Source organism: Fibrobacter sp. (genome assembly GCA_024398965.1).
Taxonomy (GTDB): domain Bacteria; phylum Fibrobacterota; class Fibrobacteria; order Fibrobacterales; family Fibrobacteraceae; genus Fibrobacter.
Map to the genome: position 1 here is coordinate 45,761 of JAKSIF010000003.1, position 25,662 is coordinate 71,422.

A 25,662-nucleotide genomic window follows, 5' to 3' on the forward strand; every position below is an offset into this window, starting at 1 on the left:
CGGAATAAAGAATAGATGGATGATATGAACATCGCTCCAGTCCTATCGGTGAGAAATCTTTCTGTTGCCTTTGGTTTTTCCAAGGGCAAGAAAGGTACTTTCATCTGTAAGGAAGGAAAGCCTTTGCAGGTGACGGACAAGGTCAGCTTTGATATCCGCCCCGGTGAATTCTTTGCGCTGGTGGGGGAGTCTGGCTGTGGCAAGAGTGTTACCGCCATGAGCATCCTGAGATTGCTTCCGCAGCCCAGCGCCCAGATTGTTAGCGGCGAAGTTCTGTTTAACCGTTCCGTCATTCTGAGCGACTCCTCCTCTGAGGAAGAATCCAGTGCAGTAGACTTGGTTAAACTGCCTATTGCTGAATTGCAGAAATATCGCGGTTCCAAGATTGCCTGTATTTTCCAGGAACCCATGCAGGCTCTCAATCCGGTACTGACCATCAAGAAGCAGCTTCTTGAAGTTTTGAGGAGTGAAAAGTCCAAGAAGGAAGAAAGCCTTGAGGTCATCCGTCAGCAGCTAGCTGCAGCAGGATTTTCAGACCCCAATCGAGTGCTTGATTCCTATCCCCATGAGCTTTCCGGTGGCATGCTCCAGCGCGTATGTATTGTGATGGCGCTTCTTGCTAAGCCCAACCTGATTATCGCTGATGAACCTACCACCGCTTTGGATGTGACAGTACAGGCTCAGGTTCTTGCTGTCCTGAAGGAAATGGCTTCCAAGTCCGGTACTGCGGTTCTTCTCATTACGCACAACATGGGCATTGTGTCCCAGTATGCGGACCGCGTGGCGGTCATGTATGCGGGGCGTATCGTGGAGACGGGCCCTGTGGACCAGGTCATCAACGAACCTCTTCATCCCTATACCCAGGGGCTGTTGGCTGCCATTCCTGAAAGCCACAGCCAGATGAAGAACCTAAGATCCATTCCCGGTTCTGTTCCCCACCCGAGGGATTTTGTCGCCGGTTGCCGATTTGCAGACCGCTGTGAAGTTTGTTCCTGTGGAAGCGAAGAACTCCAGGCTGGCTGCCGCTCGGCGCAAAGACCGCCTTGCATTGGAAACGTGCAAGACGCTTTCGGCCATATTGCCTTCTGTTTCCGCAAACTTTAACTCTGGTTTTTATGATCGTGTCGCAGGATGCTTGAATCCTTGTGCTGCACGAAAATCTTGAAATAAAAAAGGCCGCATTTTATTGCGGTCTCTTTTCGCATGGCGAAACAGGTTACTTAAATGCCTTGCACCACTTGGGAACGATGTCGGTAGCCTTGCCTTGGATACATACGTCCGTATCGGGATCGTACTGGGGTACTTCTAGGTTCAGGCAGGTAACCTTGGCGCCGTAGCGCTTGGCTATGCTCTTGAATCCGGCGGCGGGGTAGACCACGCTGCTGGTTCCGATGTATACGAATTCTTCGCATTCAATCAGGGCCTGCTGGATTTCTTCCATGTACAGGGGCTGCTCGCCGAAGAATACGATGTCGGGCCGGCTCATGGCTCCGCAGAAGGGGCAGCGGGTTTCCATGGTCTCGTCGGCCTTGTACATAAAGCGATGCTCTGGATTCTTTTCGCAGGTCAGTCGATTCAGGTCGCCGTGCATGTGGAGAACCTGGCGGCTGCCGGCACGTTCGTGAAGGTCGTCTACGTTCTGGGTTACCAGCAGGAACTCGTTACCGAGACGTTTTTCCAGTTCTACCAGGGCCAGGTGGGCGGCGTTGGGCTTGTGTTCGGGAAGCCCCTTACGCAGGAAATTGTAGAAGTCCTTGACGCGCTTCTTGTCGCGGGCGTAGCCTTCGGGTGTGCACACGTCGTCGATATTCTCGTGCTCCCACATGCCGTCGTTGCCGCGGAAAGTTCTCAGTCCGGATTCTGCGCTGATGCCTGCGCCGGTAAGTACTACAAGACGTTTTTTCATGGGACACCCTCTTAGCAGAGGCCTCCAAAGAACAGGGTTTCCGACAGGATGCCGCTTTCGAAGTCTGGCAGGTAAAGGCTTTCGTTTTCTCCGTGGGCGTTGCATTCAGGGTCTTCGAGACCGGTCATGAGAATGGGAATGTCGCCGAGGATGCTACGGAAAAGTTCTGCGCCGGGGATGCTTGCGCCGCAGCCGACAATCTTGGTTTCGGTTCCGTAGGCGGAGGCCATGGCTTCGCTCATCTTCTTGAAGAAGGGGTGATCCGTATCAGTGACAAAGGGGTTGGCTCCGTCTTCGGTCTCGATTTCGCAGGCGAGGCCATAGGGAACCTGTTTCTTGATAAAGTCTACCAGCAGCTGTGTGCAGCGTACTGCGTCCATGCCGGGAGCAAGGCGAATGCCGATTCGGGCATAGGCGCTGTCCTGAAGGACGTTTCCGGCGTTGGTACGGCTGCCCACTTCCATGGCGGTCACCACCAGGCTGGGCTTGCGCCATAGGGTTTCCAGGATTTCGTCTTCGCTGCATTTGAGCTTGACGCTGTCCAGTACGCCGCCGTCGTTACGGAAGATTTTCTCGGTCATGCCCAGGCTCTTGTAGGAGGTAAGTTCCTCGGCCGTAGGCGGTACAAGTCCATCCTCGAAATGGGGGATGAGGATCTTGCCGGTGCCGTCAGTAAGGCTTGCAATGATACGGCAGAGAGCCTGACCTGGGTCGGGAATAGGGCCTGACCAGGAACCGGAATGAAGGGGCGCCTTTGTAGAGCGGAGTACGACAGAGATGGCGCTCATGCCACGGAGGGTGGCTGTAATGGAGGGCGTTCTCTTGGCGAAGTTGCCCAGGTCCGCAATAATGACTGCGTCGCTTTTCAGGAGCTGGGCATGGGCCTTCAACAGGCCCTCGAATCCGGCGCTGCCGGATTCTTCTTCGCCTTCGATGATAAACTTAAGGTTTGGACCATCCTGCTTTTTCCAAGCGCGAACCTGTTCAAGAGCTGCAAGGTGGGTGATGATACCTGCCTTGTCGTCGGCGGTGCCACGGCCAAAGAGCCTTTCGCCATCGGCACTGACGGTTGCTTCGAAGGGCTTGGTATTCCAAAGGGCTTCGCGCATGGGCGGCTGCACGTCGTGATGGGCGTACAAAAGGATGGTGGGCTTGTCCGGGCTGGTGAGGCTTTCACCGTAGACCGTGGGGCGGCCGCTTTCGGGAAGCAGGAACTGTACGTTGGTGAGACCCGCGTCAATGAACATCTTCTTGACGGCTTCAGCGGATTCAAGGACAAACTTCTGGTCGAAATTGTCGAAACTGATGGAGGGAATACGAACCAACTGGCGGAGCTGTTCAATGTACTCCGGCATTTTGTCGTGAATGGTCTTTTTCAGTTGTTCCTGCATATTACGAAATTCTGTTATATATTTATACGCGAATAAGATAGTAAAGAACTTTGGTTTTGGGCGTTGCCCCCCTTTATTTGCTATTTTTTGAAAGGAATAAAATCAAGATAGTGATTAGAGTCACTAATCGTGATTCTTTAGGAAAAGGTTTTACTTATGAGTTTTAACTGTGTAAATCACGAATATTATTTAAACTTTGGCGACAGGGTTTTGGCCATGATCAGAAAGGTGTTCCATAAGTACCCTGAATTTCGCCATGATTCCCTGAAGCATGTAGCAAAATTTGCTCCCGTGATTCCCTTCATGGGTGGTCGTCCGGACTTGAGCAAGACCCTCAAGCGTGTGGTGTCCTTCCCGGACCATAGCAACTCCCTTTACTTCGGCTGTCCCATTATTCTGGCTGCAGGTGCCAACAAGACCGCTAAGCGTATTTGCGATTATGCCAACATGGGTTTCGGTGGTATTTCTGTTGGTACCGCGACCCGTAATTTCCGTGAAGGCAATACCCATCGTCCCCGCATTGGTTTCCTTGAAGAAGAAAGGGCCATCCATAATAGCATGGGCTTGAATAACGAAGGCGTTGAAGTCATTGCCAAGCGTGTCGATTCCCAGTTGACCAAGGCTCATAAGGTGGGCTTGTGCGTTGGCGTTTCCGTGGCGGAAACCCCGGGCCTTACAGATGAAAATGAAAAACTGAAGGATGTAGTAGAAAGCTTCGCCATTGCCTACAAGGCTGGCGACTATATCGAAATTAACGTGAGCTGCCCCAACACCGGTGAATCCCGTGTAGACATGGACTTGACCCTTACGGAAAAGATCTTCAGTGAAATCATGAACTTCCGTAACTCGCAGACTTTGCGCAAGGCTGTCTATGCAAAGATCAGTCCGGACCTTTCCGAACGTCACTTGGTGAACATCATGGACATGCTTGTCCGTTGCGGTGTCAACGGCGTTGTGGTAGGAAATACCTATCCTACAAAGAAGATCAGCGAACTTCCGGTACAGACCAAGTTCGAAGATCTTACTCCGCTCCGTGCCGATGGTGATTGCGGCGGCATGTCCGGTCGTCCTCTTTACGAAAACATGCTGTGGAACGTAAAGTATATCCGTGAACATTATCCGGAAATGAGCGTCATTGCCTGTGGCGGTATCGACCATGGCTTCAAGGTTTATGACTTGATTAAGCTGGGTGTAGATGCGGTGCAGTGCTATTCCGTGGTGGCTTTCCGCTGGATGGCTGCACACGCCATGCGTAAGGAACTGGAAGTCGCCCTCAAGGAAGATGGCTACAGCTCCCTGGCAGAATATGACGATCGTAATCCCAAGCAGACAAAGGTTGCTCGTTGATTCAATTCGGACGGATTGTCGCTAGAACTGTGCTGACGGTAGGTCTCCTGCTGTCAGCTTCTTTTGCTGGCTACTTTCTGGACGAAACAACGCCCCGTGTAGAGCCTCCGCGGGAGTTGCCCTCCTGGATATTTGGCGGTTCCTTCGATATTGGCTTCTATCTCAACGCTCTGGATGTGGGCGCATCTGCTGCAGGGGAGTACCGCCTCCTTCCCAAACATTCCCTCGGGTTGGCCGCGGGCGTCCAGTTTGGCGGAGAACTGTTGGATGTGGCCTTGGATTACCGCTTCTTCTTTGGCGGAACCATGATGGAAGTCGGCTACGATGACTTTATCCATCTGGCGGTGGCCGGTATGTACTTTGAAAAGTTTGACGAAAGCTATTTCGTGCCGACTATCTCTGTGGGGTATGGCCGCGACTTCATGCCCTTGCGTAAGGCCGATCTCCTGTGCCGTATGGAAATCAAGATTTCCTATCTCATAGGGGAGACAATAGCCGATTTCGATGAAGGCAAGTTGATTGCCCGAGAAACCCACATGGTAACCAATTTTTCTGTAGGCGTTTTCCTGTTCTAGCATAGGTTATTTCAGTTGGAGTTCTAGATGAAAAAATCTTTGTTGTCCGCTGTTCTAATGTTATCCACTTTGTCGTTGGCGGCTCCATGGCTTGGTGTTACCTTCAAGAAAGGAGTTTTTGAAAATCATCTGGCGCTGGATGTAAAGGGCGTTCATCCAGGTTCCGGTTGCTTTACCGCAGGCATGGTTGCTGGCGACCAGATTATCGGTGTCCAGGGTGTAGCCCTTACCGACATGTCGCAGATTCAGAGTGCAGTGTCCAAGGGCAAGGCCGGGCAGAACATCAAGATTGAAATTGCAAGAGACGGTAAAAAGATTCCCTTGAATGTGAAACTGACTGAACGTCCCGATGATATCAGTGACTTGACCGGCTCTGCCATCGGTAGCAAGATTGCTGAATTCAAAGCCAACTTCTACAAGAATGGCGAAAGGCGCCTGGCAAAGCCCAAGGCTACGCTGCTGGATTTCTGGGCTACCTGGTGCGGTCCTTGCCGCAAGACTTTGCCGGTCCTGGCGAGCGTCTACAAGAAATACAATGCAAAGGGGCTTGAAGTCATAGGCATCTCTAACGAGGAAGTCTCCGTGCTGAACCAGTTCTACGCCCAGCAGCATGCGTCCCCCTATCCGCTGTATCGAGACGCAACCCAGGACATGTGGCGTCGCTATGGAATCCACGCGGTACCCACCCTAATGCTTCTTGATCAGGATGGATACATTAAGCGCGTATGGAGCGGCGCTCCCAGCGAAGCTATGGTAGAAAAGCTGGTGCTGGAAGTTATGAACGAAGCGAAGTAATTCCTGCACGTTCTAGCAAAAAGCAAAGTCCCCGGTCTTGAACCAGGGACTCTTTTTTTAAAGGTTGTTGAATATTAATGGACGGAAGCCTTTTTCTGGGTGGCGAACAGCTTGTCGTACTCGGCCTTGCTGATACGCTTGTAACCGGTAGTGATACCACCAAATTCATAGTAGGCGGAATCACCCTTGACGCTCATGCAGTAGGTCATGTTCAGGGAGTTCTTGCCACAGATCTTGCCGTCTTGGGCGGTTGCTTCAAGATCGCCATTGACATTGCGAATGGTGAAGTTCTGGTTGTCGGTGCTCAACACTTCGAAGATCATGTTGGCTTCACCTTGCCACTGTCCTACGTAGCTGCCGGCATTTTCACCGCAGGCGTTGAGGAGGAGGGTAGAAAGCAGAATTGCAGAGAGAGAGAGAATCTTTTTCATGTCATTTAAAATAGTATTTTTGAGTGAAAAAAAACATAATGTAACCAATGAATTACCTAATACGGCATATTTATCTATTGGCACCTGTTCTTGCTGTGGCCTTGCTGATTGGCATATACAGGCTGATCAAGGTCAATGACAGGCCTATTCCGAAGTATGAACCGAAGTACATAGAGGATACCTGGTCGGCAGAGGAGTACATAAGGCATTTGAAAATGCGTCCCTTTAACGACAGGGAAGTTCACCGCCTACTGCTGAAACGGACTAGGCAAAAGGCTGGTGTGTACCTGGAAAGCCTTTTACCTGCAATGGATACTGCCGGAATTGAAATTGTCCATGCCTTCCATGTGGTTCTTGGTGACGACTATGTTCCAGTAATCACCAGCGGTAACGATTATCCCTACCATAAGCAGAATTCAAAACATTACAAGAATGCTGCCATGGATTTTAGAATCAAGTACATTCCTTACGAAGACAGAAAAAAAATCGTCGATCTTGTGGATCAACGACTTAAGGATCGATTCAAGGTTATCTGGGAAAAAGACGAGGCGGAACATCTTCATGTGGAGATGCGGGACTAGTTATTCCGGAGCTTTGCGCCAGCCCCCTTGCGACTACTTACAGCAGCGGAAACCTACAGAAGGATACTGATTCTGGGGATAGAAGCTGAACTTGCTTTCGGTACACTTGCTTCCATTGTTGGTATTCCAGGCACCGCCTGCTACCAGGAACATGTTGGGATGGTCCTTGCTTGCAGTAGATGTCCATTCCCAGAGATTTCCGTTCATGTCGTACATGCCCCACCAGCTACGGCACTGTTCCTTGCGGCCAACGCGCTTGGCGGCCTTGGTGTTGGTGTTGCACTTGTTCTGCTTGTAGGAATCGCCGTAGGAGTACTTGTAGTTGTCCTTGCCGCGACAGGCTGCCTGCCATTCGTCTATGCTGCAGAGGTGCTTGCCTTCCTTGGCGCAGAGGGCCACTGCTTCTTCCTGGCTGACCATGTCCTTGGGAAGTTCGTCAGCCTTGTTGGGATATTCGTAGGCGTCGACGCACACGGTCTTGCCGCCAACGGGAACGGGATAGGCGTTCTTGCCGCAGATGTTGTCGCTGGCCATGTCGTACTTGGCTTCTTCCCACGGGGTGCGGTTTCCAACAGAGTCTTCTGCGAAATAGAATACGGAACCGGTCTTGTTGTATTCGATGGCCTTGCCTGCTTCGACGGGGTTCAGTGTGTCGCCAATGGAAAGGAATGTCTTGCACTTGATTTCGTCGCACTTGACCTTCAGCTTGATGGGGTCGTAGTAACGGCCTGCGGGAGGTGCGATTTCGGCAACCGGCGGAACCTTGTCGGAGTTACGGATGCTGTCCTGAATGCGTTTCTTTTCGGCTTCCTCGGCGCGGGCCTTGTCGGCGGCTGCGATGCTGTCGGCTACGGCCTTGAGGCTATCCTGACGGGCCTTTTCCAGAAGGGCAAGGCTGTCCTTGACGTGCTTGATGCTGTCGCGAACGTGACGGAGGCTGTCGCGGTTAATTTCCGGTTTTAGGTTTGCCAGGGAATCTGCAATACGCAGGCTGTCGGCGATACGGGCGCTGTCGGCGCGGAGTGCTGCCAGGGAATCGGCTGCACGGAGGCTGTCGGCGCGAAGCTTTTCAAGATTGCGGAGACTGTCAAGAGAACGCTGACGCTGCAGTTCCAATTCGGACTGCTGCTGGCGAGCTAGGGCTTCCTGCTTCATTTCGTCGAGCTGACACTGCGCAATGAAAAGACATGTCAGCAGAAGGAACATCAGGACAAGAATGACGATATTCTTTTTCTTGCGGTTCTTCTTTTGGGAATCGTTGCCTTGTGTATTATTCTGATTTTGCTCTGCCATAAAAGTCTCTTTTTTAAACCTAAATAAATGTCTTTACTAGTCTGCCTTTTCTGCGGCAATTGCATCCTGCTTTGCCGATTCGCGGACATCATTGAAAAGTTCACCCCAGTGGCGAATGATTTCCTGCTTCAATTCCTGGACGCTGATGTTACGGCGCAGGGAGTTTCGATAGGCGATGGAAATGTAACCCGTTTCTTCGGACACGACTATCACCAGGGCGTCACATTCGGAGGCCAGGGCCTTGGCAGCACGATGGCGCATGCCGTAGCCAGCTTCCTTTTCGGCGTTGCCTGTAGGCATGGGAAGAATACAGCCTGCAGCCACGATGCGCTTGCTATTCAAGATGACGGCACCGTCATGGAGTGCGGAGTTAGGGAAGAACAGGGCTCGTAAAAGTCTGGAACTGATTCTTGCATCTAGGATTTCACCGGTGTCGGCGTAGTTCTTTAGACCAACGCGTTTTTCGAGAACGATCAGTGCACCGGTTCTGGTCTTGGCCAGGTCTTGGACGGCGGCTGCGATGGTCTTGGTGATTTCGTCAAGGCCGCTGGCGTGGAAGAATATATTGTGGAAGTCCAGCTTACTTGCTGCCTGGCCGATTCGGGTCAAGGCGCTTCGAATTTCGGGCTGGAACAAAATCACGATGGCGATAATACCAAGCGTTGCCAGGTTACTGATGAGCCACACGACGGTGTGCAGTTCCCACCACTGTGCAATAATCCAGGCGAGGATCAGGAGAAGCCCACCAAAGATCATCTGGGCGGCGCGGGTTCCGCGGAACAATAGGAAGATGTAGTAGATGATGATGGATATCAGGAGAACATCCAGGATATCCGCCATACGGACATCAATAATATCGAATAGCTTAAATAGAACCATTGGTCATGGCCTCCAGATAAAGCATAGATTCCTTGGCTTCCTTAACGTCGTGGACGCGAATTACACTTGCTCCACCGAGGGCGGCAACGATGCCTGCGGTAACGGTGGGAATCAGGCGGTCGCTGGTTTCGAGTCCCTTCATCTTGCCGATGTAGGATTTTCTTGAAGAACCAATCAGGATGGGGTAGCCTTCCTCCAGGAAATCTTCGACGGACTTCATCAGGTCGATGTTGTCCTGGGCTGTCTTACCAAAGCCGATACCGGGGTCGATGCAGATTTTTTGCGGATCTACACCAAGTGCTAGAAGCTTAAGTACCTGGTCCATCAGTTCGTCGTGAACTTCCTTGACCACGTTCTCGTAGGGCTTGAAATCCTGCTGCATGGTGCCGAAGTTACCGCGGATGTGGTTCAATACAACGGACGCCTTAGTTTCGGCAACGGTCTGTGCCATTTCCGGGTCCATGGTCAGAGCGCTGATATCGTTGATGATATGGGCACCCAGGTGCATGGTTTCCTTGGCTACAGCGGATTTCACGGTGTCGATGGAAAGGTAGATGCCCATTTCTTGGGCAAAGGGTGCAAGCTTTTCCACCAAGGGGCAGACACGGTCGATTTCTTCTTGAACGGGAACAGGGGCGCTCCCGGGGCGACTGCTTTCGCCACCGATATCGATGATGGTTGCGCCTTCTTCAATGAGTTTTCGTGCATGATCAAAGGCTGCATCCAGGGTGTTGTGTGTTCCACCGTCGAAGAAACTGTCCGGGGTTACATTCACGATTCCCATGATCAAGGGGGTAGGCCTGCAATCCAGCAGGTCTTTGCCGATTTTCCAAGGAAGAGCTCTTGATTTGGAAAGCAGTTCTTTAAACATAATCCGTAGTCTTTTTAAGCTTGGGGCTTGGGTTCTTCGGGGGGAACTTCAGAAGAATTTTCATGGACAGTTTCGCCGCCTTCTGCCGGAGCTGGCTTGACTTCGGTAACGGGGGCGTCTGCGGCCGGTGCTGTCGGAGGATTTGCTCCGGGGTCGGGGGGCGGAACGTCGACCATCTTCTTCTTTTCGGCCAGTTCTTCCATGGCCTTGTACTGACGGCTCTTCTTGGTTCCTTCCAGCTTTTCGCCTGCCATGACGCGGTCGATTTCCTCACGGTCGAGGACTTCGAATTCAAAGAGGGCTTCGGCCAGGGTCTTCAACTGTTCGCGGTTTTCTTCCAGGAGGTTGCGAGCCTGGGTGTCAAGACGTCTGATCAGTCCGTTGACGGCGTTGTCGATCTTTTCTGCCATCATCTCGGACATTTCCTTGGGCTTGCTGATTTCGCGTCCCAGGAATACTTCGCCATCGGCTCGGCTGTAGCAGACAGGGCCGATTTCGTCGTCGAAGCCCCATTCGGTAACCATCTTGCGGGCAAGCTCAGTGGCTCGCATAATGTCGTTGGAGGCTCCGGTACTCTGGTGGTTGAAGAAAATCAGTTCGGCGAGACGACCGGACATCATGATCATGATACGTTCTTCGGCATATTCGCGACTGTAGCTGACTTGGTCTCGTTCCGGCAGTGCCATGGTAACGCCCAGGGCTCGGCCACGAGGAATGATGGTGATCTTGTGGAGCGGGTCGCTGTTCTTGCAGAGGAGCGTCATGAGGGCATGGCCTGCTTCGTGGTAGGCGGTATGACGTTTCTCTTCGTCGGTCATCAGGAGAGTACGGCGTTCTGCACCCATAGAGAGCTTGTCGCGGGCTTCCTCGAAGTCCAGCATGGTAACTTTCTTGTTGTTGAAGCGGGCTGCCATGAGGGCTGCTTCGTTTACAAGGTTTTCAAGATCGGCACCAGCCAAGCCAGGAGTTCCCTTTGCAACGGCCTTTATGTCCACGTCATCTGCCAGAGGCACCTTTCTCTTTTTCAGGTGGACGCGGAGGATTTCTTCACGGCCCTTCAGGTCGGGGAGGCCAACCACAATTTGTCGGTCAAAACGGCCCGGACGGAGCAAGGCCTTGTCCAATACATCGGGACGGTTGGTGGCTGCAATAAGGATAACGCCTTCGTTGGCGGAGAAACCGTCCATCTCCACCAGGAGCTGGTTCAAGGTCTGTTCACGTTCGTCGTGTCCACCGCCAAGGCCCGCGCCACGCTGGCGACCTACGGCATCAATTTCATCAATAAACAGGATACAAGGGGCGTTCTTCTTTCCGTTTTCAAAAAGATCACGGACACGGCTTGCGCCCACACCCACGAACATTTCCACAAAGTCGGAACCGCTCATGCTAAAGAAGGGTACGCCAGCTTCGCCAGCCACGGCGCGGGCGAGCAAAGTCTTACCGGTACCCGGAGGACCAACCAGCAGGGCTCCCTTGGGAATACGGCCGCCCAGTGCGTCGAACTTCTTTGGATCCTTCAAGAATTCAACCAGTTCCTGCAGGTCTTGCTTTGCTTCGTCGCAACCAGCCACATCGGTGAACAGGGTCTTTTTCTTGGAGTCAAGTTGCTTGGCCTGGCTCTTGCCAAAGGAGAAGGGGTTCTTGCCACCTCCGCCCATCTGGCGGTTCATCATGAAGTAGAAGAAAACAATCAGGAGGATTGCGGGCATGAAGGCGATAAGGGTGTCCATCCAAGAGGTCTCTTCGTGGATGACCTTGACCTTGACGCCCTTGAACACTTCCCATGCGGTAATCTGTTCGTTGGTCACGTCCAGCATGTGGCTGGTAAAGCGCTTGGTGCCACCTTTTTCATTGTCGGACTTGGTAAACCTAGCGATAGCGCTACGGTTTGCCTTTGCCTCGGCCTGTTCCTCGGGTGTCATTTCGCGGGCACCTTCGATCATTACGCCGTCTTTGGTCTTCTGGAGGGTCAATTCCGTAATGACCTTGGTGGAGTCGCCCATCATGGCCAGGAATTCGGTGCGAGTTATGTCGGATTCACCTTCCTTGCCTGCCAAGGGGAACATGATAAACAGTAAAAGAATCATCACGATAAGGATGATGAAATTCTTGTTCTTGTACGGGGGCGTCGGCTTGCCTTTCGGTTGACTCATACGTTCCTTCGGTCGTTAATAAACTTGTATACGTGCATTTTAGGCCGCAGATAACGGCCTTTTACTTGTCCATAACAAGATACAAATTGTCGCTATCCTTGATTGAGGCTAAATCACAAAACCAAAGGATATTACGCCGTTTTTCAAGGATAATTTGCTTATGTCTAAAATGTCTTGGAAGTGGATTGGGTAAACAAGCTTTGCTTTGATTGATTGCGAGCCTGAATCCCTTGGTTTCTAGCCAGAGACGGAAAATTTCAGAACTCAGTAGTTCGTTAGGAAATTTTTTAAGGTCAATGGTCAGGACTTTTCCGTATTGACTGAATTCGTCGCTGTGGGGGCAGTTCTGCGGCGAAACCATGGCTGGATCAAAGATGGCATTCGCCTTTTCCAGAACGCGGGAATAGGCTTTCTGGGCAAGGGATCCAACATGGCAAAGCTGCAAAGTAGCTTCGGGAACTGTTTTCTCAAGATAGGGAAGGTCTACGTGACGAATCTGGTTGCGGGCAAACTTGGTGTCGGAATTGGATTCATCTTCACACCATACAAGACCATTTTCGGCGGCGTATTGAGTCAGTTCCTCTCGCGTCACATTTAAGAAAGGTCGATAAAGTTCCGTGCTTCCGAAGGATCTTGTCTCTTGAATTCCGCGGAGTCCGGCCAGGCTTACTCCGCGACGCAACCTTAGATAAATCGTTTCTGCCTGGTCTCCCGCGTGGTGGGCCGTAAGGATGGCGTCGGCGCAGTTCTCTGCTGCGAATTGACGCAGTGCACTGTATCTGGCGTCGCGGGCGTTTTCTTCAAGGGATCCGCCTGCATTCTTAAGGGCGGTGCCGTCTAACCTTTCTATGAAAAAGGGAGCTTTGTAATTTACGGCGAAATTTTGAACAAATTCAGCATCCCTGTCGGCTGTTCCTTCTCGCAGCCCGTGATGCACATGGGCAATACCCAGCCATTCAATGCCGTGGTCTGCTTTGTGGGTTACAAAAAAGTGGGCGAGACAGATGGAGTCCAAACCGCCCGAAACAGCAAGAAGCAATCGCTTCCAGCCGTTTTGCTTGATTTTATTTCTTGTGGATTCAAGGAATGATGGGGGGGGATTGCTCAAAACAAAAAACCTTTATCCTCTATCCTTTATCCTCTCCGCTATTTATCGCAAACCTTAAAGAAGCAGCTGCGGGCACCGGTGTGGCAAGCCACTTGCGGGCCCTGCATGCGGACCTTGAAGAGCAAGGCGTCGCTATCGCAGTCGGTAGCCCATTCCACGACGGTCATAACGTTTCCGCTGGTGTCGCCTTTGTGCCAGTATTCCTTACGGCTGCGGCTCCAGAAAACCATTTCACCGCATTCCTGGGTACGGCGGAGAGCTTCTTCGTTCATCCATGCCATCATGAGAACGTCGCCCTTGTCTGCATCCTGAACGATAGCGGGAGCAAGCATAACGCCGTCCACTTCCACTTCGAACTTCACTTCCTTCATGATATCTTCAAACTTCATGGATCACTCTTTTTGTTGATGTTTTAATCGTTTCTTGGCTTGTATGCCGGGTTGTTTGCAAATAGTCCTGCCAGACAGTCTTTGTATTCTTTCTCGTTGCCACGTCCGCGGAGATAGAATGTTTCTGTGGTATCGGTTGCGTTCATTTCCAAGTAGTTGTTTGTGAGGTAGGCCCTGTATGCTTCGCTGCAGAATTCCGGTTTGTTGACGTAGCCAAATGTGGTTTCGTTGGAACAGGTTACGCCATTGGAAGAAACCTTGAAGGAATAGCGGGCTTCATTTATGCGGGTGGTTCCGTATGCTTCAACGTCAATGTTTTGTCCGCCTATGGTCAGGGTTCCTGTATTCTTCGTCAAGTTGGAAAAAGCCACGTCTTTTTGAGGGATGTCCTGGGGGTATTCGCTATCGCTACCTTCATTGTAATCGTATGGACAGATGTTGAAGTACGTTTCCAGAATGTCGTGCATCATTTCGTTGATGAAGACATAGTTGGGGTCGATTGTCATGTAGCTGATGACGGAGTCCTGCATGAATTCGTAGGCCATATTGAACAATTGTGCCTTTCCGCAGGTATAAACTCCGTTACGAATTCCGCAGTGGACGGAATTCCAGCTACCCCAAATAGAACCATCGTTGTTTCCTCCGAACATGAAGAAATCTATGTCGGGGTCCAAGGGAGAACTGTTTTCGTATTCTTCTGTGCTGCGGTAATACACCTTCATGGAATCGGCACTGATGGTGTAGGCGTATATGTTGTCGTCTCCCATGGGGTTCCAAGAGTAAACTCCATTGACGATGGTGCATTTGCCCCAGTAGTAGGTAAAATAATTGATGCCATCCTTGGTTTCGTACTTTGCAGGACGTGCAACGCGGAATGCGCCTTCTTCAGCTGACGTAGATTGGTTGCTTTCTGACGGAATTTGAGGATTGGCGGAAGAGTCGTCTCCGCAACCAATCAACAAAGACAATGCGATTGCTGTGAACGTCAGCGCCCCAAAATTCATTTTCTTAAAACTCATAAAACCTCCTAACTTTTTTGAGCATTAACCGCGAACTTGTCCTTCGCCGCGGAGCACCCACTTGTAAGTGCAGAGGCTTTCTACACCCATAGGGCCACGAGCGTGGAGCTTGTCGGTGGAAATGCCCACTTCTGCACCCAGACCGTATTCGCCGCCGTCGGCAAAACGGGTGCTGGCGTTTACCATGACGCTGCTGGAATCCACGTTTGCAACGAAGTAATCCTGTGCGGCAACGTCTTCGGAAACGATGGCTTCCGTGTGGCGGCTGCTGTACTTTTCGATGTGGTCTGCGGCTTCTTCCACGTTTTCCACAAACTTTACGCTGGCCTTCAGAGCCAAATACTCGGTGTGGTAGTTGGCTTCGCCGCCGATGTCGGTGACCTTTGCGATACCTTCCAGACGCTTCTGGGCGTCGGCGTTACCAAACAGTTCTACGCCACGGCTAGTGAGGGCTTCTACCAAACGCTTGACGTCTGCAGTGGGGAGGGCCTTGTCAAACAAGACGCATTCCATGGCGTTGCAGACGCCGGTACGCTGAGTCTTGGCGTTAATCAAGATGTTTTCTGCCTTGGCAATATCGGCAGCCTTGTCTACGTACACATGGCAGATACCGTTAAAGTGCTTGATCACAGGGATCTTGCTCTGTTCCACAACTGCGCGAATCAGACGTTCGCCACCGCGAGGAATCACCAGGTCGATGCAGTCGTTGCGCTGGAGCAGCATGCCCACCAGGTCGTGGCTGGTTTCCGTTACCAGCTGGACGGCGTCCGCTTCAACGCCGTTTTCGGTCAATGCCTTGCGGAAAATTTCAGCCAGGCACTTGGCGCTGTTCAAGGATTCCTTACCGCCACGGAGGATTACTGCGTTACCCGCCTTAAAGCAGAGGCAGGCACCGTCGATAGTCACGTTGGGGCGGCTTTCAAAAATAAAGAACACGGAGCCGATGGGCACAGCCACACGGCGGATATCAATGCCATTCTTTAGAGAGCGATGTTCAAGCTCCTTGTTCAGCGGATCTGCAAAGGCCGCAATTTCTTCGGCGCCCTTGGCCATGGTCTCGATGCGTGCATCGTTCAAAGTCAGACGGTCCAGCATGGAATCGCTGATCTTGCCGCGGGCGGCATCCACATCAATCTGGTTGGCTGCAAGAATCTCCGGCTTGCTTGCGCGGAGCAGTTCTGCCACGCGGGCGAGAACCTTGCTGCGGGTCTCTGCACTGAGGGTACGGATTTTCTTGCTTGCCTTACGGGCGTTGTTTGCCAGAAGGTCGGAATATTTCTCTAAATCGACAGTGTTCATACGCAAAATATAGCTTTTGAACATTTCGATGTTCCAACTTGGAATATGCGGCGGCTGTCAAATGTGAACTGAAACTTGATTTTCGTCACATTTGAGATTATTTTAATATCAAACAGGTTTGTTTTTATCCGCGACATTAACGGGTAGTCGCTAGGGTATCGGACTTGGGTGTTTAGACTCGGTGCTAGCCTTCTCTCTCAAACGGCACCGAGTCTTTTTTTGTTTCGATTTATTTTTGTTTGAACAAACTAAAAGAGACCGCGGAATATATCCGCGGCCTCTTTAACTTTTAACCTATACGCTCTACGCTATTACAGCAGTTCCACGATCTTTGCGAACAACTTGTCGGCCAGGGCGTTTGTTTCCAGTCCTTCGAAGATGTTGAACTGGTTGAACATGATCTTACCCTTACCGAAGGGATAGAGTTGCAGGTCGGAGCCGGCCTTGATTTCGCCATCCTTCAGAGTGAAGTCGCGGGCGAAGACGGTTGCGCCAGGCAGTTCATTCAGGGAAAGGCTCGGTGCAACTGCAGCGGAGATGTGGTCCAGCACGGCGCTGTCGCCGAATACGCCAGAAAGGGCGGATCCCTTGGGCAGGTAATGAATGCTCATTTCGTTAGCGCCGGTGCTCCAGTGGGATTCGATATTGAAATCGAACAGATGACTCTGATTCATATAGTCAATATCGTCTTGGGTCATGTCGGAAAGAAGCAGGGTCTTGCCACTGTTCTTTGTAACATCCACAATCTTGTCCAGAATTTCATCGGGCCAGGAACTGAGGTTTGCTGTGAAGATAATCTGTTCGGGGCCGGTGAGAGCAGCGAGAGCATCGCTGGATTCTTCGCAGTTGTCCAGGAAGCAGACCTTCTTCATGGCGTTCTTTACATCCGCCTGTTCGATGACAACAAGGTCTTCGCTAGAACTGTGGACGGTCTTGCCGTCGGCAATCAGGGTAACCTTGATCTGGTACTTGCCAGCGCTACGGGGGGCCATCATGGTGCATACGCCCATCTGGGTAAGACTGGTCTTGCCGGCAGGTTCCTCGGGGGTCAGAGTCTGGCTGGAAATTTCCTTGCCCTTTTCGTCTTGCAGGGAGACTTCCACAGAAACATCCTCGTAACGCTTGTTGTTAAGCAGGGTTACCTGGAAGCTGACTTCACCCTGGGGAGCGACTACGTGTTCCAGTTCGCTAATGAGTGCGCGGCTGGGGGTGGTAATTTCCTTGGTGAATTCGTCGAAGCCCTTGCTTACGCGATTTTCGTCGCAAAGACCGTTGAAGTCCGTGGTGTAGTCAGCCCACTGGTCCAGGAAGAAACCGGAAACCTGAGGGTTGCTCTGGAAGGCGGTAATCTGGTCCAGCTTGCTCTTGATTGCGAGGCGGCGGGAATCCTTACAGAAGTCTTCGTAGCTCTTCCAGATGGAAAGGTCGCTTTCAACGAAGTTTTCGATGTTCTTAATGAAAGTCTTGATTGCCTTCTGGTTCTTGCCGCTACGGGGGCCTTCAATATTGGTGGCGGTTTCGGGCAGCAAGGTGTGGTTCTTCATTGTAACCAGAATCTTGTTGCTGATATCGCTTGCAACGTTTTCTTCTTCGTCCTGGAAATGGGCGTCACCCAGGCCGACATCGGGAACCATGAGTTCTTCGTTGTCGCGGTCGAAGCTGTGGGCCAAGTAATGGCTATAAGCTGCACTGGGGTTCATGCGGGGATTGATACGCAAGGAGGCGTAGCGGTCAATGCGGTCTACCGTTACAGGAACAACCTTGCCGGTATCCTTGCGGAAGTTGCCTTCGTTGTCCAGGTAAATGCTGTTCAGGTTGCTGATTGCCGGGCGGGTCATGTCCACAGGGCTAATGGAGTTCAGCATCTTGTTGCCGTTCTGCAGCAGGAAGGTGCCGTTTTCGGAACCGAGGACCCATGCGCCGATACAAGGATGGTTATGCTGTTCCTTGACGATGTCGTTGATCAGCTTCTTGGCGATTTCCAGACCCTGGGGGGTGGAACGCATGGTGTGGATGGGGAATTCCTGGAACACGATGAGGCCGAGATTGTCGCAGATGTTCAAGGCTTCTTCGGTCAAAGGTGCACCGCAGGAACGGATTGCGTTGAAACCTGCGTTCTTTACGGCCTTCAAGTCTTCTTCCAGCTTTTCGTTCTTGTAGGTCCAGAGGCCGCCCTTGCTCCACTGTTGGTTGTAGCTCACGCCCTGGATCTTGAGAATCTGGTCGTTCAGGTAGTAGTCGCCCTTAAGGCAGTCGAACTTGCGGAAGCCGAAGGTACGGACAACGGGGTAGGCGTATTCAGGACGCTTGATTTCCTTGCCTTTTTCCTTGGCGGCCTTGATTTCCATCTGGAATTCCACGGCGAACATCTTGGGGTGGTCCGGGCTCCAGGTGTACTTTTCGCGCTTCATGTCCTTGACTTCGAAAACGTAACGCTGGGTTGCGTTTTCCTTGTCCAGCTTGATGTTGTCAATGAAGTGCTCATAGACGTCGCCATCGGGATTTCTCATGAGGACGCGCAGGCGTGTCTGGAAACCGCGGGGATTGTTGAAGCTGACTTCGCAGGCGATTCGGTCCTGGTCCATGTCCGGTTCAACATGTACATCGGAAATGAAGGCTGCGGTACCGACAATCAGCTTGACGTCGCCAAAGATACCGCCAAAGGGGTACTGGTTCCAGGGGAGGCCTACCGGCATTTCGTCGGGGCGAGCGTAACGGTCGTCTGCACCTTCCTTGGATTCACGGCCGAAGTCGATACGGCTGTTGGATGCGCCCATGTTGGCAACGCGGACGCAGAGGATGTTTTCTTCGCCGATCTTCAGGGCTTTCTGGGTTTCGAGAATAAACGGTGTGTAGGCGCCAAAGTGGGTGCCCAGGAACTTGCCGTTGAGCCAAACGGTTGCATGGGTTGCGATACGATCAAACTGCAGGAAGATTCTCTTGGAAACCTGCTTTTCGTCATCGATGGTGAAACGCTTAAAATAGTAGGCGCAGTCCTGGGACATTAAAAGCTTGTCGAAGGAACGTTCCCAAATGTGGGGAACCTGGACAGTTTCTGTGTTTTCGGGATAAGTTGCATACCAGCGGTTAGAAATGCCCTGGTCTTCAGTGTCCCAGATCATCTGCCAATCGCCATTCAGGCTCGTAATTCTGCTCATTAGAGTGTCCTTTTAAAATATACGGGGACAAAGGTAGGAAAAAATGAACAATGAACTGTGTGCAATGAACGACTAGGGGGTAAAAATGGGGTGCTTTTTTGTTGCTTTGTTGAAAAAATGTGAAAAAGTTGAGGTTTTTTCGCTCTAACCCTTTGATAAACAACAGATTCTTACTAAATTTGGGGCTCCAATAGCAACCTAAAAAGGATTACAAAAATGTATTCTATTGTTGAAACAGGTGGTTTCCAGTATAAAGTCGAACTCGGCAAGACCTACAAGGTTCCGACCATCGACGCAGCTGTTGGTTCCGAACTGGAGCTCAAGTCCGTTCTTCTTTTCGCAGGAAAAGAAGTGCAAATCGGCACCCCTGTCCTGAATGATGCTTCCGTCAAGGTTGAAGTTCTCGACCACGGCAAATACGATACCATTATCGTGTTCAAGAAGAAGCGTCGTACCCGTTACGAACGTCGTAACGGTCATCGTCAGGGCTATACCGAGGTGCTCGTAACGGAAATCCGCTCCGGCGCAGAATCCGCAACTGTTGAACCTCAAGTTATTACCCGCAACCGCGCTCGCGTGGCTGCCCTTGCTAAGCAGAAGGCTCAGAACAAGCCGCTCACTCGCAAGGAAAAGATCGCTCAGGGTATCGCTAAGCCTGCAAAGGTTAAGAAGAACTCTCTGCGTAAGGCTAAGGAGGCTTAATCCATGGCACATAAGAAAGGTCAAGGTTCTGTACGTAACGGTCGCGACTCTAACGCCAAGTATCTTGGTGTTAAGAAGTATGCTGGTGAAGTTGTCAAGGCTGGCAACATCATCGTTCGTCAGCGCGGTTCTCACTTCCACAACGGCAAGAATGTTGGCATGGGCAAGGATTTCACCTTGTTCTCCCTCATTGATGGCGTCGTGAAGTTCGAACGTGTCGACAACAAGCGTCAGAAGGTCTCTGTTTACGCTGAAGAAAACTAATTGAGACGCAAGGGAAACCACAAGGTTTCCCTTGGAACCTTTCCTAGAGTCTTCTAGTGAAAGTTTCAATCTCAGTAGCTAGGTATGGTGTCCTCTAGACTCCTTCCTTGAATCAGGGTAAATAAGCTCTAAAGCTTTTAATTAGGTCATCCGCAAGGGTGGCCTAATTTTTTTTCGGGTGTTTTGGTGGCTCATCTGCAATGGGCTCCTGATTTTTCCATTCTCATTTTTCTAGATTCTTGTTGATGATTTTTAGTAAGCTCAAGTTTTCGCTGATTTCTTTTTTTGTAGCCCTGGTGACAGTCTTGTTCGTGGGTTGTTCCGACGATGATTCCTCTGTAGAATTTCTTTTTGACCGAGAGGTCACCGAGCTTACCGTAATTAGGAGTTGTGCAGACAAGTCTGATTCCATAAGCTATTGCTATCAGATCCGCTTCCACGCTCCTATGGATACCAGCGATCTGGAAGCCTATTACATTTGGGTGGATTCCACTGTTGTGGGGGATACTGCAAAGAAGGCCGACAAGAAGAAAATGGATCTTGCCGATACGGTTATCCACTATGATCACGCCAGGGAAGTTTATAAGACTGTCGACTTGACCTCCCTCATCCAGGATTACGTTAAGGAACGTGACAGCCTGATGGTGGGTATCTACTGCGGATACTCTGATAAGGATGATCCTGGTTCTATCCAGCGTGTCTATCTGCACTTTGGCGACGATATGCCGCCCTCCCTGGTGGCGCTCACAGACTCCGTTTGGACGACAGGAGCCTTGTTCCGTTGGAACCGTCCTACGGATCAGACGGATTACTACGCTCCCAATGAACTTTCCGGACCGATCGTTGGCTATAACATTATCCTTTATGCGGAGGACGATACCGAGGACATCCGCGACCTCAAGGTGACTGTATCCAATGTGGAAACCACCGACTCCACGGGCGATGAGATTTACAGACGTCATTCCCAGATTTACTCGAATAACGATTCCATTTGGGTAGACTCCGTTAATCATGGGGACAAGAGAAAGAATTATCTGTTCCTTTCCATCCTGGACGGAAAGGGTTACGACACGGAGGACTTTGACGCCAATGCATTCAGCTTGATCATTGAGGGCCTGAGGTCTGAAAGTCGCTATACCATTGGTATCAGGTCATTTGACTCTAGCGGAAAATCTTCCGGTAACGCAAGTACCAGCGTGGCGAAGGACAACCAGCTTATCATTACGACGGACTCTGTAGCACCGTTGATTGGAGAGAAAATCTTTACCATCAAGGATACCCTGTATCCTGAACTGGCACGCCTTGACAGTAACAATCGTCTTCGAATTTTCTGGAGCCGGAGTATTGACCCCATGTCTGCCGAGAACGACTTCTCTGTGGATTCCGTCGTGAATGTTCCCGATACCTGTCTTAAGGGTGTTCATTACAAGCCTGTCAGGGATTACGTCATCGACTATTACGACACTCATAATAAGACTTGGGATTCCATCGCCGGCGGTACGGTTGATCGTTACAGCAAGTACTACGCAATCTCCGGTGACACCATGAAAGCGGTGACTGAGGCGGAAGGTATCTTTATTACGGATACCGTTCGCTGGGTGGCTCCTAGCGATACCTTGATTCTCCGTATACGAGCAAGGGATTTGTCCAAGTATTATTCCAAGGCGCTGATCGACACCATCGTTGTTTCTCCCGGAGCTCTAGCCCAGGAAGTTGAATGTCCCGAAGGCTTTGTTCCGGTATCTGCTGGCGATACGAATATCTTCTGCATGGAACGTTATGAACATATGGATGATTCCGGAAAGTTCGTAACGAACGTTCTTCATTCGGAGGCTGTTGCTGCCTGCGAGGGTATTTCCGCCAGCGGCTTTACGGTAGGTCTTTGCAAGGAGCGCGACTGGGAACTGGTTTGCCTTTCCGGGGCTCTTTCCTATGGTGTTATCAAGGAAGATGATGTCGGAGCCATTGACTACCTGTTCTCCGACTGTAACGTGGCGACCAACGACTCCGCTTCTGCTGCCGACTTGACCAAGCGTAATAAGCGCTGCATGAATCCCATGGGCGTCCATGACCTGCCAGGGCAGTTCCAGGAATGGGTGATGGGCCGATCAGAGGATACGTCGGCTGTAGCCAAGGGTGGAAGCTTCAGGGTCTATGGTGGCATGGACCGCGAAACCCAGGCTCTTTGCACCAACCGTAGTTTCCCGTATTATACGCGTCCTGCCTATACCCAGGATCCCGTCTATCTCTATCGCGAAGGTACTCGAGTCGATACGGTTTTCCAGGCCGATACCTCCAGGACGCTGTATGCCAAGCTGACCAAGAAGGATTTCAAGGATTCTCTGCAGTTCTTCGATGTGATGGATTCCAGCGGCAACGTGGTGGGCACGGATTATGTGCTGTACTCCGAATACAAGAGGGGTGGCGATGAATGGCTTGATACCCTTGCTAACGGAATGACTTACTCTCCGACCAAGATTGAAGTGGTGTTCCTGACAGGGGAGAAGGTTGCCTATAGGCAGGCTTCCGCATTCTACAAGTCCTACTCCATTGGCTTCCGTTGCTGTGCTTATCCGGAGTAGCTTTTGAAAACTTGTTTTGTTCCGCGTTATTACGAAGGGCGAAGGATGAGCGAAATTAATACAGACGAGTTCTTGAAGGTTGCCGAGGAACTGGCACGAAAGGCAGGGGAGATCTGCCTTGAGTTGCAGAGCGACCTTGGTGATGTTAAGTACAAAACAGCCAAGGATGTGGTGACCATTGCCGATGTCACCAGCGAAAAGCTGATTGTTGATGGTCTCCGTGCTGCGTTCCCCACCCATTCCATCCGTACCGAGGAAGCGGGCGTTATCGAGGGGTCCGACCCGCGTTACCGCTGGATTATCGATCCGGTAGACGGTACCGTGAACTTCAGCCGCGGTATACCCCTGTGGGGCGTTTCCATTGCGCTGCATTTCGAGGGTAGGCCGCTGGTGGCTGTGGTGAACCTGCCGAAGCTGGGTGAAATGTTCACCGCAGCCAAAGGCCAGGGGGCCTTCATGAATGGCAAGCCCATTCATGTCAGCGGCGAAAGCAATCCTACTCATGCCATCGTAAGCAACGGCGACTTCAATGTGGGCGATGTCCCGAAGATCAATGCCCAGAATTCCAAAAACTTCGCCCGCGAAGCGGAAACTTTTGAACGCGTCAAGTGCTTCGGGTCTGCCGTTATCGAGGGCTGCTTTACCGCATGCGGCCGCCTGGACTGCTTCGTGATGACCATGAGCTATCCTTGGGATATCGCGGCCATTGCTCTTCTGGTAGAAGAGGCTGGCGGTAAGTCTACCCATATCGACGGTTCCGAAATGCAGTTTGTGGACGCAGAGCAGGTTGTATTCAGCAATGGCCTGCTTCACGATGTCCTGGTAAAGACGGTCTCGTAAAAGCCCTTATTTCAATCTGTATAAGCGAGGACCCTTCGGGGTCCTTTTTTATTTTTTCTATCTTCATTGATGGTGTGATGGGATATTTCGGAGAACTTATGACTATAAAGAAGACTTTATTGGCAGGTCTCGCCGCTTTCGGTCTGGCAGCAGTCGATGCTAGCGCCGCCCTTAGCGAAGACGATTTTGTAGAAGCCGCCTGGATGACCACCCGTTTCTTTGGTGCTCAGCGTTCCGGCGAAGGCCCTAACTGGATGGCGGATGGTACCAACTATCCCACCAGCTTCATGAAGGACAGCTACCAGGGTAAGGACATTACCGGTGGCTGGTTCGATTGCGGTGACCATGTGATGTTTGGTCAGACCCAGGGCTTTGCAGCCTATATCTTGGCACTTTCCTATGCTGAATTTACCGAAGGTTTCTACGACCTTTATACCGGTGATTACACAGACTACAAGGCTAGCAACGATTATTCCCGTAAGGGTGGTAAGCCCAACAAGATCCGCGATCTTCTGGAAGAACTTCGCTACGAGGCTGACTTCTGGGTTAAGGCAGCACCCGATGAGAAGACCTTCGTTGCCGTGAAGGGCGATGGTAATTACGACCACATGAAGTGGGTTACCCCTGGTAAGATGAGTACTTTGGGAACCGGTGAAGGTGGTGGAAATCGTCCTGTCCAGGCAAATACCAACGACTCCTTCTCCTCGGGCATGGTGGCTGCCATGATGGCTGTCATGGCTCGTGTGGATCCGGATGAGGCCAACCGTACCAAGTACCTCCAGGCTGCAAAGAATGCCTATGCCTACGCCAAGGCCCATAAGGGTGTGACCACCTCAGGTTCTTTCTATGCAGAAAGCTGGTGGGATGGTCGTGTTCAGGATGGCGTATTCCTGGGTGCCCTGGAACTTTACCGTACCACGAAGGATGAATCCTACAAGAGCGATGCGCAGAAGGTCTTTGCTGACTTGAAGTTTGAAAAGGGTAGCTATTCCCGCTTGAACTACGCCAATGCCGTTCCGCTGTCCGTGGTGATGGCCCAAGGTGTGTTTGACTGGACTCCCGAGGGCGGTACCTACCGTGACATGCAGCTGTACCTTGACAATATCTACAAGGGCAACATGAAGGATGATATTTTCATGAAGGAAACCGGTGGTGGTGGCTCCTTCTCTGTTCGTACTCCGTCCGGTGGTGCTTTCCTTTATGCTCTGTATGCCAAGTTCACAGGCGATACTGACTACGATCAGTTGATCGAAAAGAACGTGGCCTACCTGCTTGGCGATAATGGCAATAAGAAGTCCTATATCGTAGGCTTTGATCGAAACAGCGCCAAGGCTCCGACCGCACCCCATCATCGTGGCTATTATGGTAACGAAGATGAGGGCCGTGAAGTAGGTTCTTTCTCTGCAAATTCCGCTCCTGCAAAAAACAAGTACTTCGGTGCCATGATTGCTGGCTCCTTCAACAATCCTGGCCATAACACCAATGTTTCCGACTGGCAGGAAAACGAAGTTTGCGTCGATATGAACGCTCCCATGGTGGGTGCCCTGGGCTACATCCTTTCCAAGAAGGCTCCCAAGACCGATGTGGACCTGGGGATCAAGGCTCCCGAGACTCCTAAGGATACGGTGTCTTCCGTTGATCCTAACGAAGGCAACGAAGCTGGAATCCTGTCTCAGAAACTTGTAGCCTCCGGCTTCAGCCTGGTTCGCAGTGCAGGCGTTGTGTCTGTAGCCAATGCTGCCAAGTCTGCCTTTGCCGTAAGTGTCTTTGATCTTAACGGTAATATGGTTCAGCGCATTGAAAGCGATGGACAGCCGGTGTACTTTGTACCCAAGTCCAAGGGCGTGTTCCACGTTCGCGTGAGCTCCAACAGCCAGCAGAAAGTCTTTACGCTGAAGAATTTCTAAGGCTTTGAAAGGGTAAATGAAGACTCTCCCGGCAATCCCGGGGGAGTCTTTGTTGTAAAATTAACTTTACACTTGTTTGATAAATTGTCTAACTTACAAAAATGTAAGAATTTTTGGCTGTACCCGTTTAAATTTAGCCAAAAAAGGCAATTTGAAAATCGTACAAAATTAT

The 25,662-nt window shown here is 51.3% G+C and carries 22 protein-coding genes; 10 read left to right on the forward strand and 12 right to left on the reverse strand.

The window, feature by feature from the left end; translation table 11 throughout:
- The first annotated feature begins 24 nt into the window (after positions 1-24).
- Complete coding sequence (locus MJZ26_02020) at positions 25-1,104, forward strand: ABC transporter ATP-binding protein (protein MCQ2104545.1); 1,080 nt, start codon at positions 25-27, stop codon at positions 1,102-1,104.
- Positions 1,105-1,216: 112 nt separating this feature from the next.
- Here the strand turns inward: MJZ26_02020 and MJZ26_02025 are convergent, their stop codons facing one another.
- Both MJZ26_02025 and MJZ26_02030 read right to left on the reverse strand, forming a co-directional pair.
- Positions 1,217-1,906 (reverse strand): NAD-dependent deacylase, encoded by a 690-nt coding sequence (locus MJZ26_02025; GenBank protein MCQ2104546.1) that lies wholly within the window; start codon positions 1,904-1,906, stop codon positions 1,217-1,219.
- Positions 1,907-1,917: 11 nt separating this feature from the next.
- Positions 1,918-3,297, reverse strand: coding sequence for a M20/M25/M40 family metallo-hydrolase (locus MJZ26_02030; protein ID MCQ2104547.1), 1,380 nt, complete (start codon positions 3,295-3,297; stop codon positions 1,918-1,920).
- A 216-nt stretch (positions 3,298-3,513) separates the two neighbouring features.
- Between MJZ26_02030 and MJZ26_02035 the strand changes: the two genes are divergently transcribed.
- The 3 genes from MJZ26_02035 to MJZ26_02045 are packed head-to-tail and all read left to right on the forward strand — an operon-like array spanning position 3,514 to position 6,014.
- Complete coding sequence (locus MJZ26_02035) at positions 3,514-4,644, forward strand: dihydroorotate oxidase (protein MCQ2104548.1); 1,131 nt, start codon at positions 3,514-3,516, stop codon at positions 4,642-4,644.
- A complete protein-coding gene (locus MJZ26_02040) occupies positions 4,641-5,219 on the forward strand; it encodes a hypothetical protein (GenBank protein MCQ2104549.1) in 579 nt (192 codons plus the stop codon). Before MJZ26_02035 ends, MJZ26_02040 begins: the two co-directional genes overlap by 4 nt.
- 27 nt (positions 5,220-5,246) lie before the next feature.
- Positions 5,247-6,014 (forward strand): redoxin domain-containing protein, encoded by a 768-nt coding sequence (locus MJZ26_02045; GenBank protein MCQ2104550.1) that lies wholly within the window; start codon positions 5,247-5,249, stop codon positions 6,012-6,014.
- A 74-nt stretch (positions 6,015-6,088) separates the two neighbouring features.
- Here the strand turns inward: MJZ26_02045 and MJZ26_02050 are convergent, their stop codons facing one another.
- The gene (locus MJZ26_02050) at positions 6,089-6,445 is read right to left on the reverse strand and encodes a hypothetical protein (GenBank protein MCQ2104551.1); all 357 of its coding nucleotides are present in this window, start codon (positions 6,443-6,445) and stop codon (positions 6,089-6,091) included.
- A gap of 77 nt (positions 6,446-6,522) precedes the next feature.
- Here MJZ26_02050 and MJZ26_02055 point away from each other — a divergent pair, with 77 nt between their 5' ends.
- On the forward strand, positions 6,523-7,026 hold the full coding sequence (locus MJZ26_02055) for a hypothetical protein (GenBank protein MCQ2104552.1): 504 nt from the start codon (positions 6,523-6,525) through the stop codon (positions 7,024-7,026).
- 33 nt (positions 7,027-7,059) lie between these two features.
- Here MJZ26_02055 and MJZ26_02060 read toward each other — a convergent pair whose 3' ends face one another.
- The 9 genes from MJZ26_02060 to MJZ26_02100 form a co-directional block, all read right to left on the reverse strand.
- A complete protein-coding gene (locus MJZ26_02060) occupies positions 7,060-8,319 on the reverse strand; it encodes an SUMF1/EgtB/PvdO family nonheme iron enzyme (protein ID MCQ2104553.1) in 1,260 nt (419 codons plus the stop codon).
- Positions 8,320-8,355: 36 nt separating this feature from the next.
- On the reverse strand, positions 8,356-9,198 hold the full coding sequence (gene cdaA, locus MJZ26_02065; protein MCQ2104554.1) for a diadenylate cyclase CdaA: 843 nt from the start codon (positions 9,196-9,198) through the stop codon (positions 8,356-8,358).
- The gene (folP, locus tag MJZ26_02070; GenBank protein MCQ2104555.1) at positions 9,185-10,069 is read right to left on the reverse strand and encodes a dihydropteroate synthase; all 885 of its coding nucleotides are present in this window, start codon (positions 10,067-10,069) and stop codon (positions 9,185-9,187) included. The genes cdaA and folP overlap by 14 nt, the downstream gene beginning before the upstream one ends.
- 14 nt (positions 10,070-10,083) lie before the next feature.
- On the reverse strand, positions 10,084-12,222 hold the full coding sequence (ftsH, locus tag MJZ26_02075) for an ATP-dependent zinc metalloprotease FtsH (protein MCQ2104556.1): 2,139 nt from the start codon (positions 12,220-12,222) through the stop codon (positions 10,084-10,086).
- Between the two features lie 61 nt (positions 12,223-12,283).
- Positions 12,284-13,330: a tRNA lysidine(34) synthetase TilS gene (tilS, locus tag MJZ26_02080; protein MCQ2104557.1), complete on the reverse strand. Its 1,047-nt coding sequence runs from the start codon at positions 13,328-13,330 to the stop codon at positions 12,284-12,286.
- Between the two features lie 38 nt (positions 13,331-13,368).
- Positions 13,369-13,719, reverse strand: a complete 351-nt coding sequence (hisI, locus tag MJZ26_02085; protein MCQ2104558.1) for a phosphoribosyl-AMP cyclohydrolase — start codon at positions 13,717-13,719, stop codon at positions 13,369-13,371.
- A 23-nt stretch (positions 13,720-13,742) separates the two neighbouring features.
- A complete protein-coding gene (locus MJZ26_02090) occupies positions 13,743-14,738 on the reverse strand; it encodes a hypothetical protein (GenBank protein ID MCQ2104559.1) in 996 nt (331 codons plus the stop codon).
- A gap of 24 nt (positions 14,739-14,762) precedes the next feature.
- A complete protein-coding gene (locus MJZ26_02095) occupies positions 14,763-16,037 on the reverse strand; it encodes a glutamate-5-semialdehyde dehydrogenase (protein MCQ2104560.1) in 1,275 nt (424 codons plus the stop codon).
- A gap of 311 nt (positions 16,038-16,348) precedes the next feature.
- Positions 16,349-19,195, reverse strand: a complete 2,847-nt coding sequence (locus MJZ26_02100) for a beta-galactosidase (GenBank protein ID MCQ2104561.1) — start codon at positions 19,193-19,195, stop codon at positions 16,349-16,351.
- Between the two features lie 216 nt (positions 19,196-19,411).
- On the opposite strand from MJZ26_02100, the gene rplU reads away from it, so the two are divergent.
- The 5 genes from rplU to MJZ26_02125 all read left to right on the forward strand — a co-directional run bounded on the left by rplU (position 19,412) and on the right by MJZ26_02125 (position 25,490).
- Entirely contained in the window at positions 19,412-19,897 is a 486-nt protein-coding gene (gene rplU, locus MJZ26_02105; GenBank protein MCQ2104562.1) for a 50S ribosomal protein L21, read from the forward strand.
- Positions 19,898-19,900: 3 nt separating this feature from the next.
- Positions 19,901-20,161, forward strand: a complete 261-nt coding sequence (gene rpmA / locus MJZ26_02110; GenBank protein MCQ2104563.1) for a 50S ribosomal protein L27 — start codon at positions 19,901-19,903, stop codon at positions 20,159-20,161.
- A gap of 245 nt (positions 20,162-20,406) precedes the next feature.
- Positions 20,407-22,743, forward strand: a complete 2,337-nt coding sequence (locus MJZ26_02115; protein ID MCQ2104564.1) for a hypothetical protein — start codon at positions 20,407-20,409, stop codon at positions 22,741-22,743.
- 45 nt (positions 22,744-22,788) lie between these two features.
- The gene (locus MJZ26_02120) at positions 22,789-23,583 is read left to right on the forward strand and encodes an inositol monophosphatase (GenBank protein MCQ2104565.1); all 795 of its coding nucleotides are present in this window, start codon (positions 22,789-22,791) and stop codon (positions 23,581-23,583) included.
- Between the two features lie 98 nt (positions 23,584-23,681).
- A complete protein-coding gene (locus tag MJZ26_02125) occupies positions 23,682-25,490 on the forward strand; it encodes a glycoside hydrolase family 9 protein (GenBank protein ID MCQ2104566.1) in 1,809 nt (602 codons plus the stop codon).
- Positions 25,491-25,662: the final 172 nt, after the last annotated feature.

Excerpts from the sequence above, each read along its gene's own strand:
- MJZ26_02020 (MCQ2104545.1), top strand. The coding sequence starts at position 25 with ATGAACATCGCTCCAGTCCTATCGGTGAGAAATCTTTCTGTTGCCTTT.
- MJZ26_02025 (MCQ2104546.1), bottom strand. The coding sequence starts at position 1,906 with ATGAAAAAACGTCTTGTAGTACTTACCGGCGCAGGCATCAGCGCAGAA.
- MJZ26_02030 (MCQ2104547.1), bottom strand. The coding sequence starts at position 3,297 with ATGCAGGAACAACTGAAAAAGACCATTCACGACAAAATGCCGGAGTAC.
- MJZ26_02035 (MCQ2104548.1), top strand. The coding sequence starts at position 3,514 with ATGATCAGAAAGGTGTTCCATAAGTACCCTGAATTTCGCCATGATTCC.
- MJZ26_02045 (MCQ2104550.1), top strand. The coding sequence starts at position 5,247 with ATGAAAAAATCTTTGTTGTCCGCTGTTCTAATGTTATCCACTTTGTCG.
- MJZ26_02050 (MCQ2104551.1), bottom strand. The coding sequence starts at position 6,445 with ATGAAAAAGATTCTCTCTCTCTCTGCAATTCTGCTTTCTACCCTCCTC.
- MJZ26_02060 (MCQ2104553.1), bottom strand. The coding sequence starts at position 8,319 with ATGGCAGAGCAAAATCAGAATAATACACAAGGCAACGATTCCCAAAAG.
- cdaA (MCQ2104554.1), bottom strand. The coding sequence starts at position 9,198 with ATGGTTCTATTTAAGCTATTCGATATTATTGATGTCCGTATGGCGGAT.
- folP (MCQ2104555.1), bottom strand. The coding sequence starts at position 10,069 with ATGTTTAAAGAACTGCTTTCCAAATCAAGAGCTCTTCCTTGGAAAATC.
- ftsH (MCQ2104556.1), bottom strand. The coding sequence starts at position 12,222 with ATGAGTCAACCGAAAGGCAAGCCGACGCCCCCGTACAAGAACAAGAAT.
- hisI (MCQ2104558.1), bottom strand. The coding sequence starts at position 13,719 with ATGAAGTTTGAAGATATCATGAAGGAAGTGAAGTTCGAAGTGGAAGTG.
- MJZ26_02090 (MCQ2104559.1), bottom strand. The coding sequence starts at position 14,738 with ATGAGTTTTAAGAAAATGAATTTTGGGGCGCTGACGTTCACAGCAATC.
- MJZ26_02095 (MCQ2104560.1), bottom strand. The coding sequence starts at position 16,037 with ATGAACACTGTCGATTTAGAGAAATATTCCGACCTTCTGGCAAACAAC.
- MJZ26_02100 (MCQ2104561.1), bottom strand. The coding sequence starts at position 19,195 with ATGAGCAGAATTACGAGCCTGAATGGCGATTGGCAGATGATCTGGGAC.
- rplU (MCQ2104562.1), top strand. The coding sequence starts at position 19,412 with ATGTATTCTATTGTTGAAACAGGTGGTTTCCAGTATAAAGTCGAACTC.
- rpmA (MCQ2104563.1), top strand. The coding sequence starts at position 19,901 with ATGGCACATAAGAAAGGTCAAGGTTCTGTACGTAACGGTCGCGACTCT.
- MJZ26_02115 (MCQ2104564.1), top strand. The coding sequence starts at position 20,407 with ATGATTTTTAGTAAGCTCAAGTTTTCGCTGATTTCTTTTTTTGTAGCC.
- MJZ26_02120 (MCQ2104565.1), top strand. The coding sequence starts at position 22,789 with ATGAGCGAAATTAATACAGACGAGTTCTTGAAGGTTGCCGAGGAACTG.
- MJZ26_02125 (MCQ2104566.1), top strand. The coding sequence starts at position 23,682 with ATGACTATAAAGAAGACTTTATTGGCAGGTCTCGCCGCTTTCGGTCTG.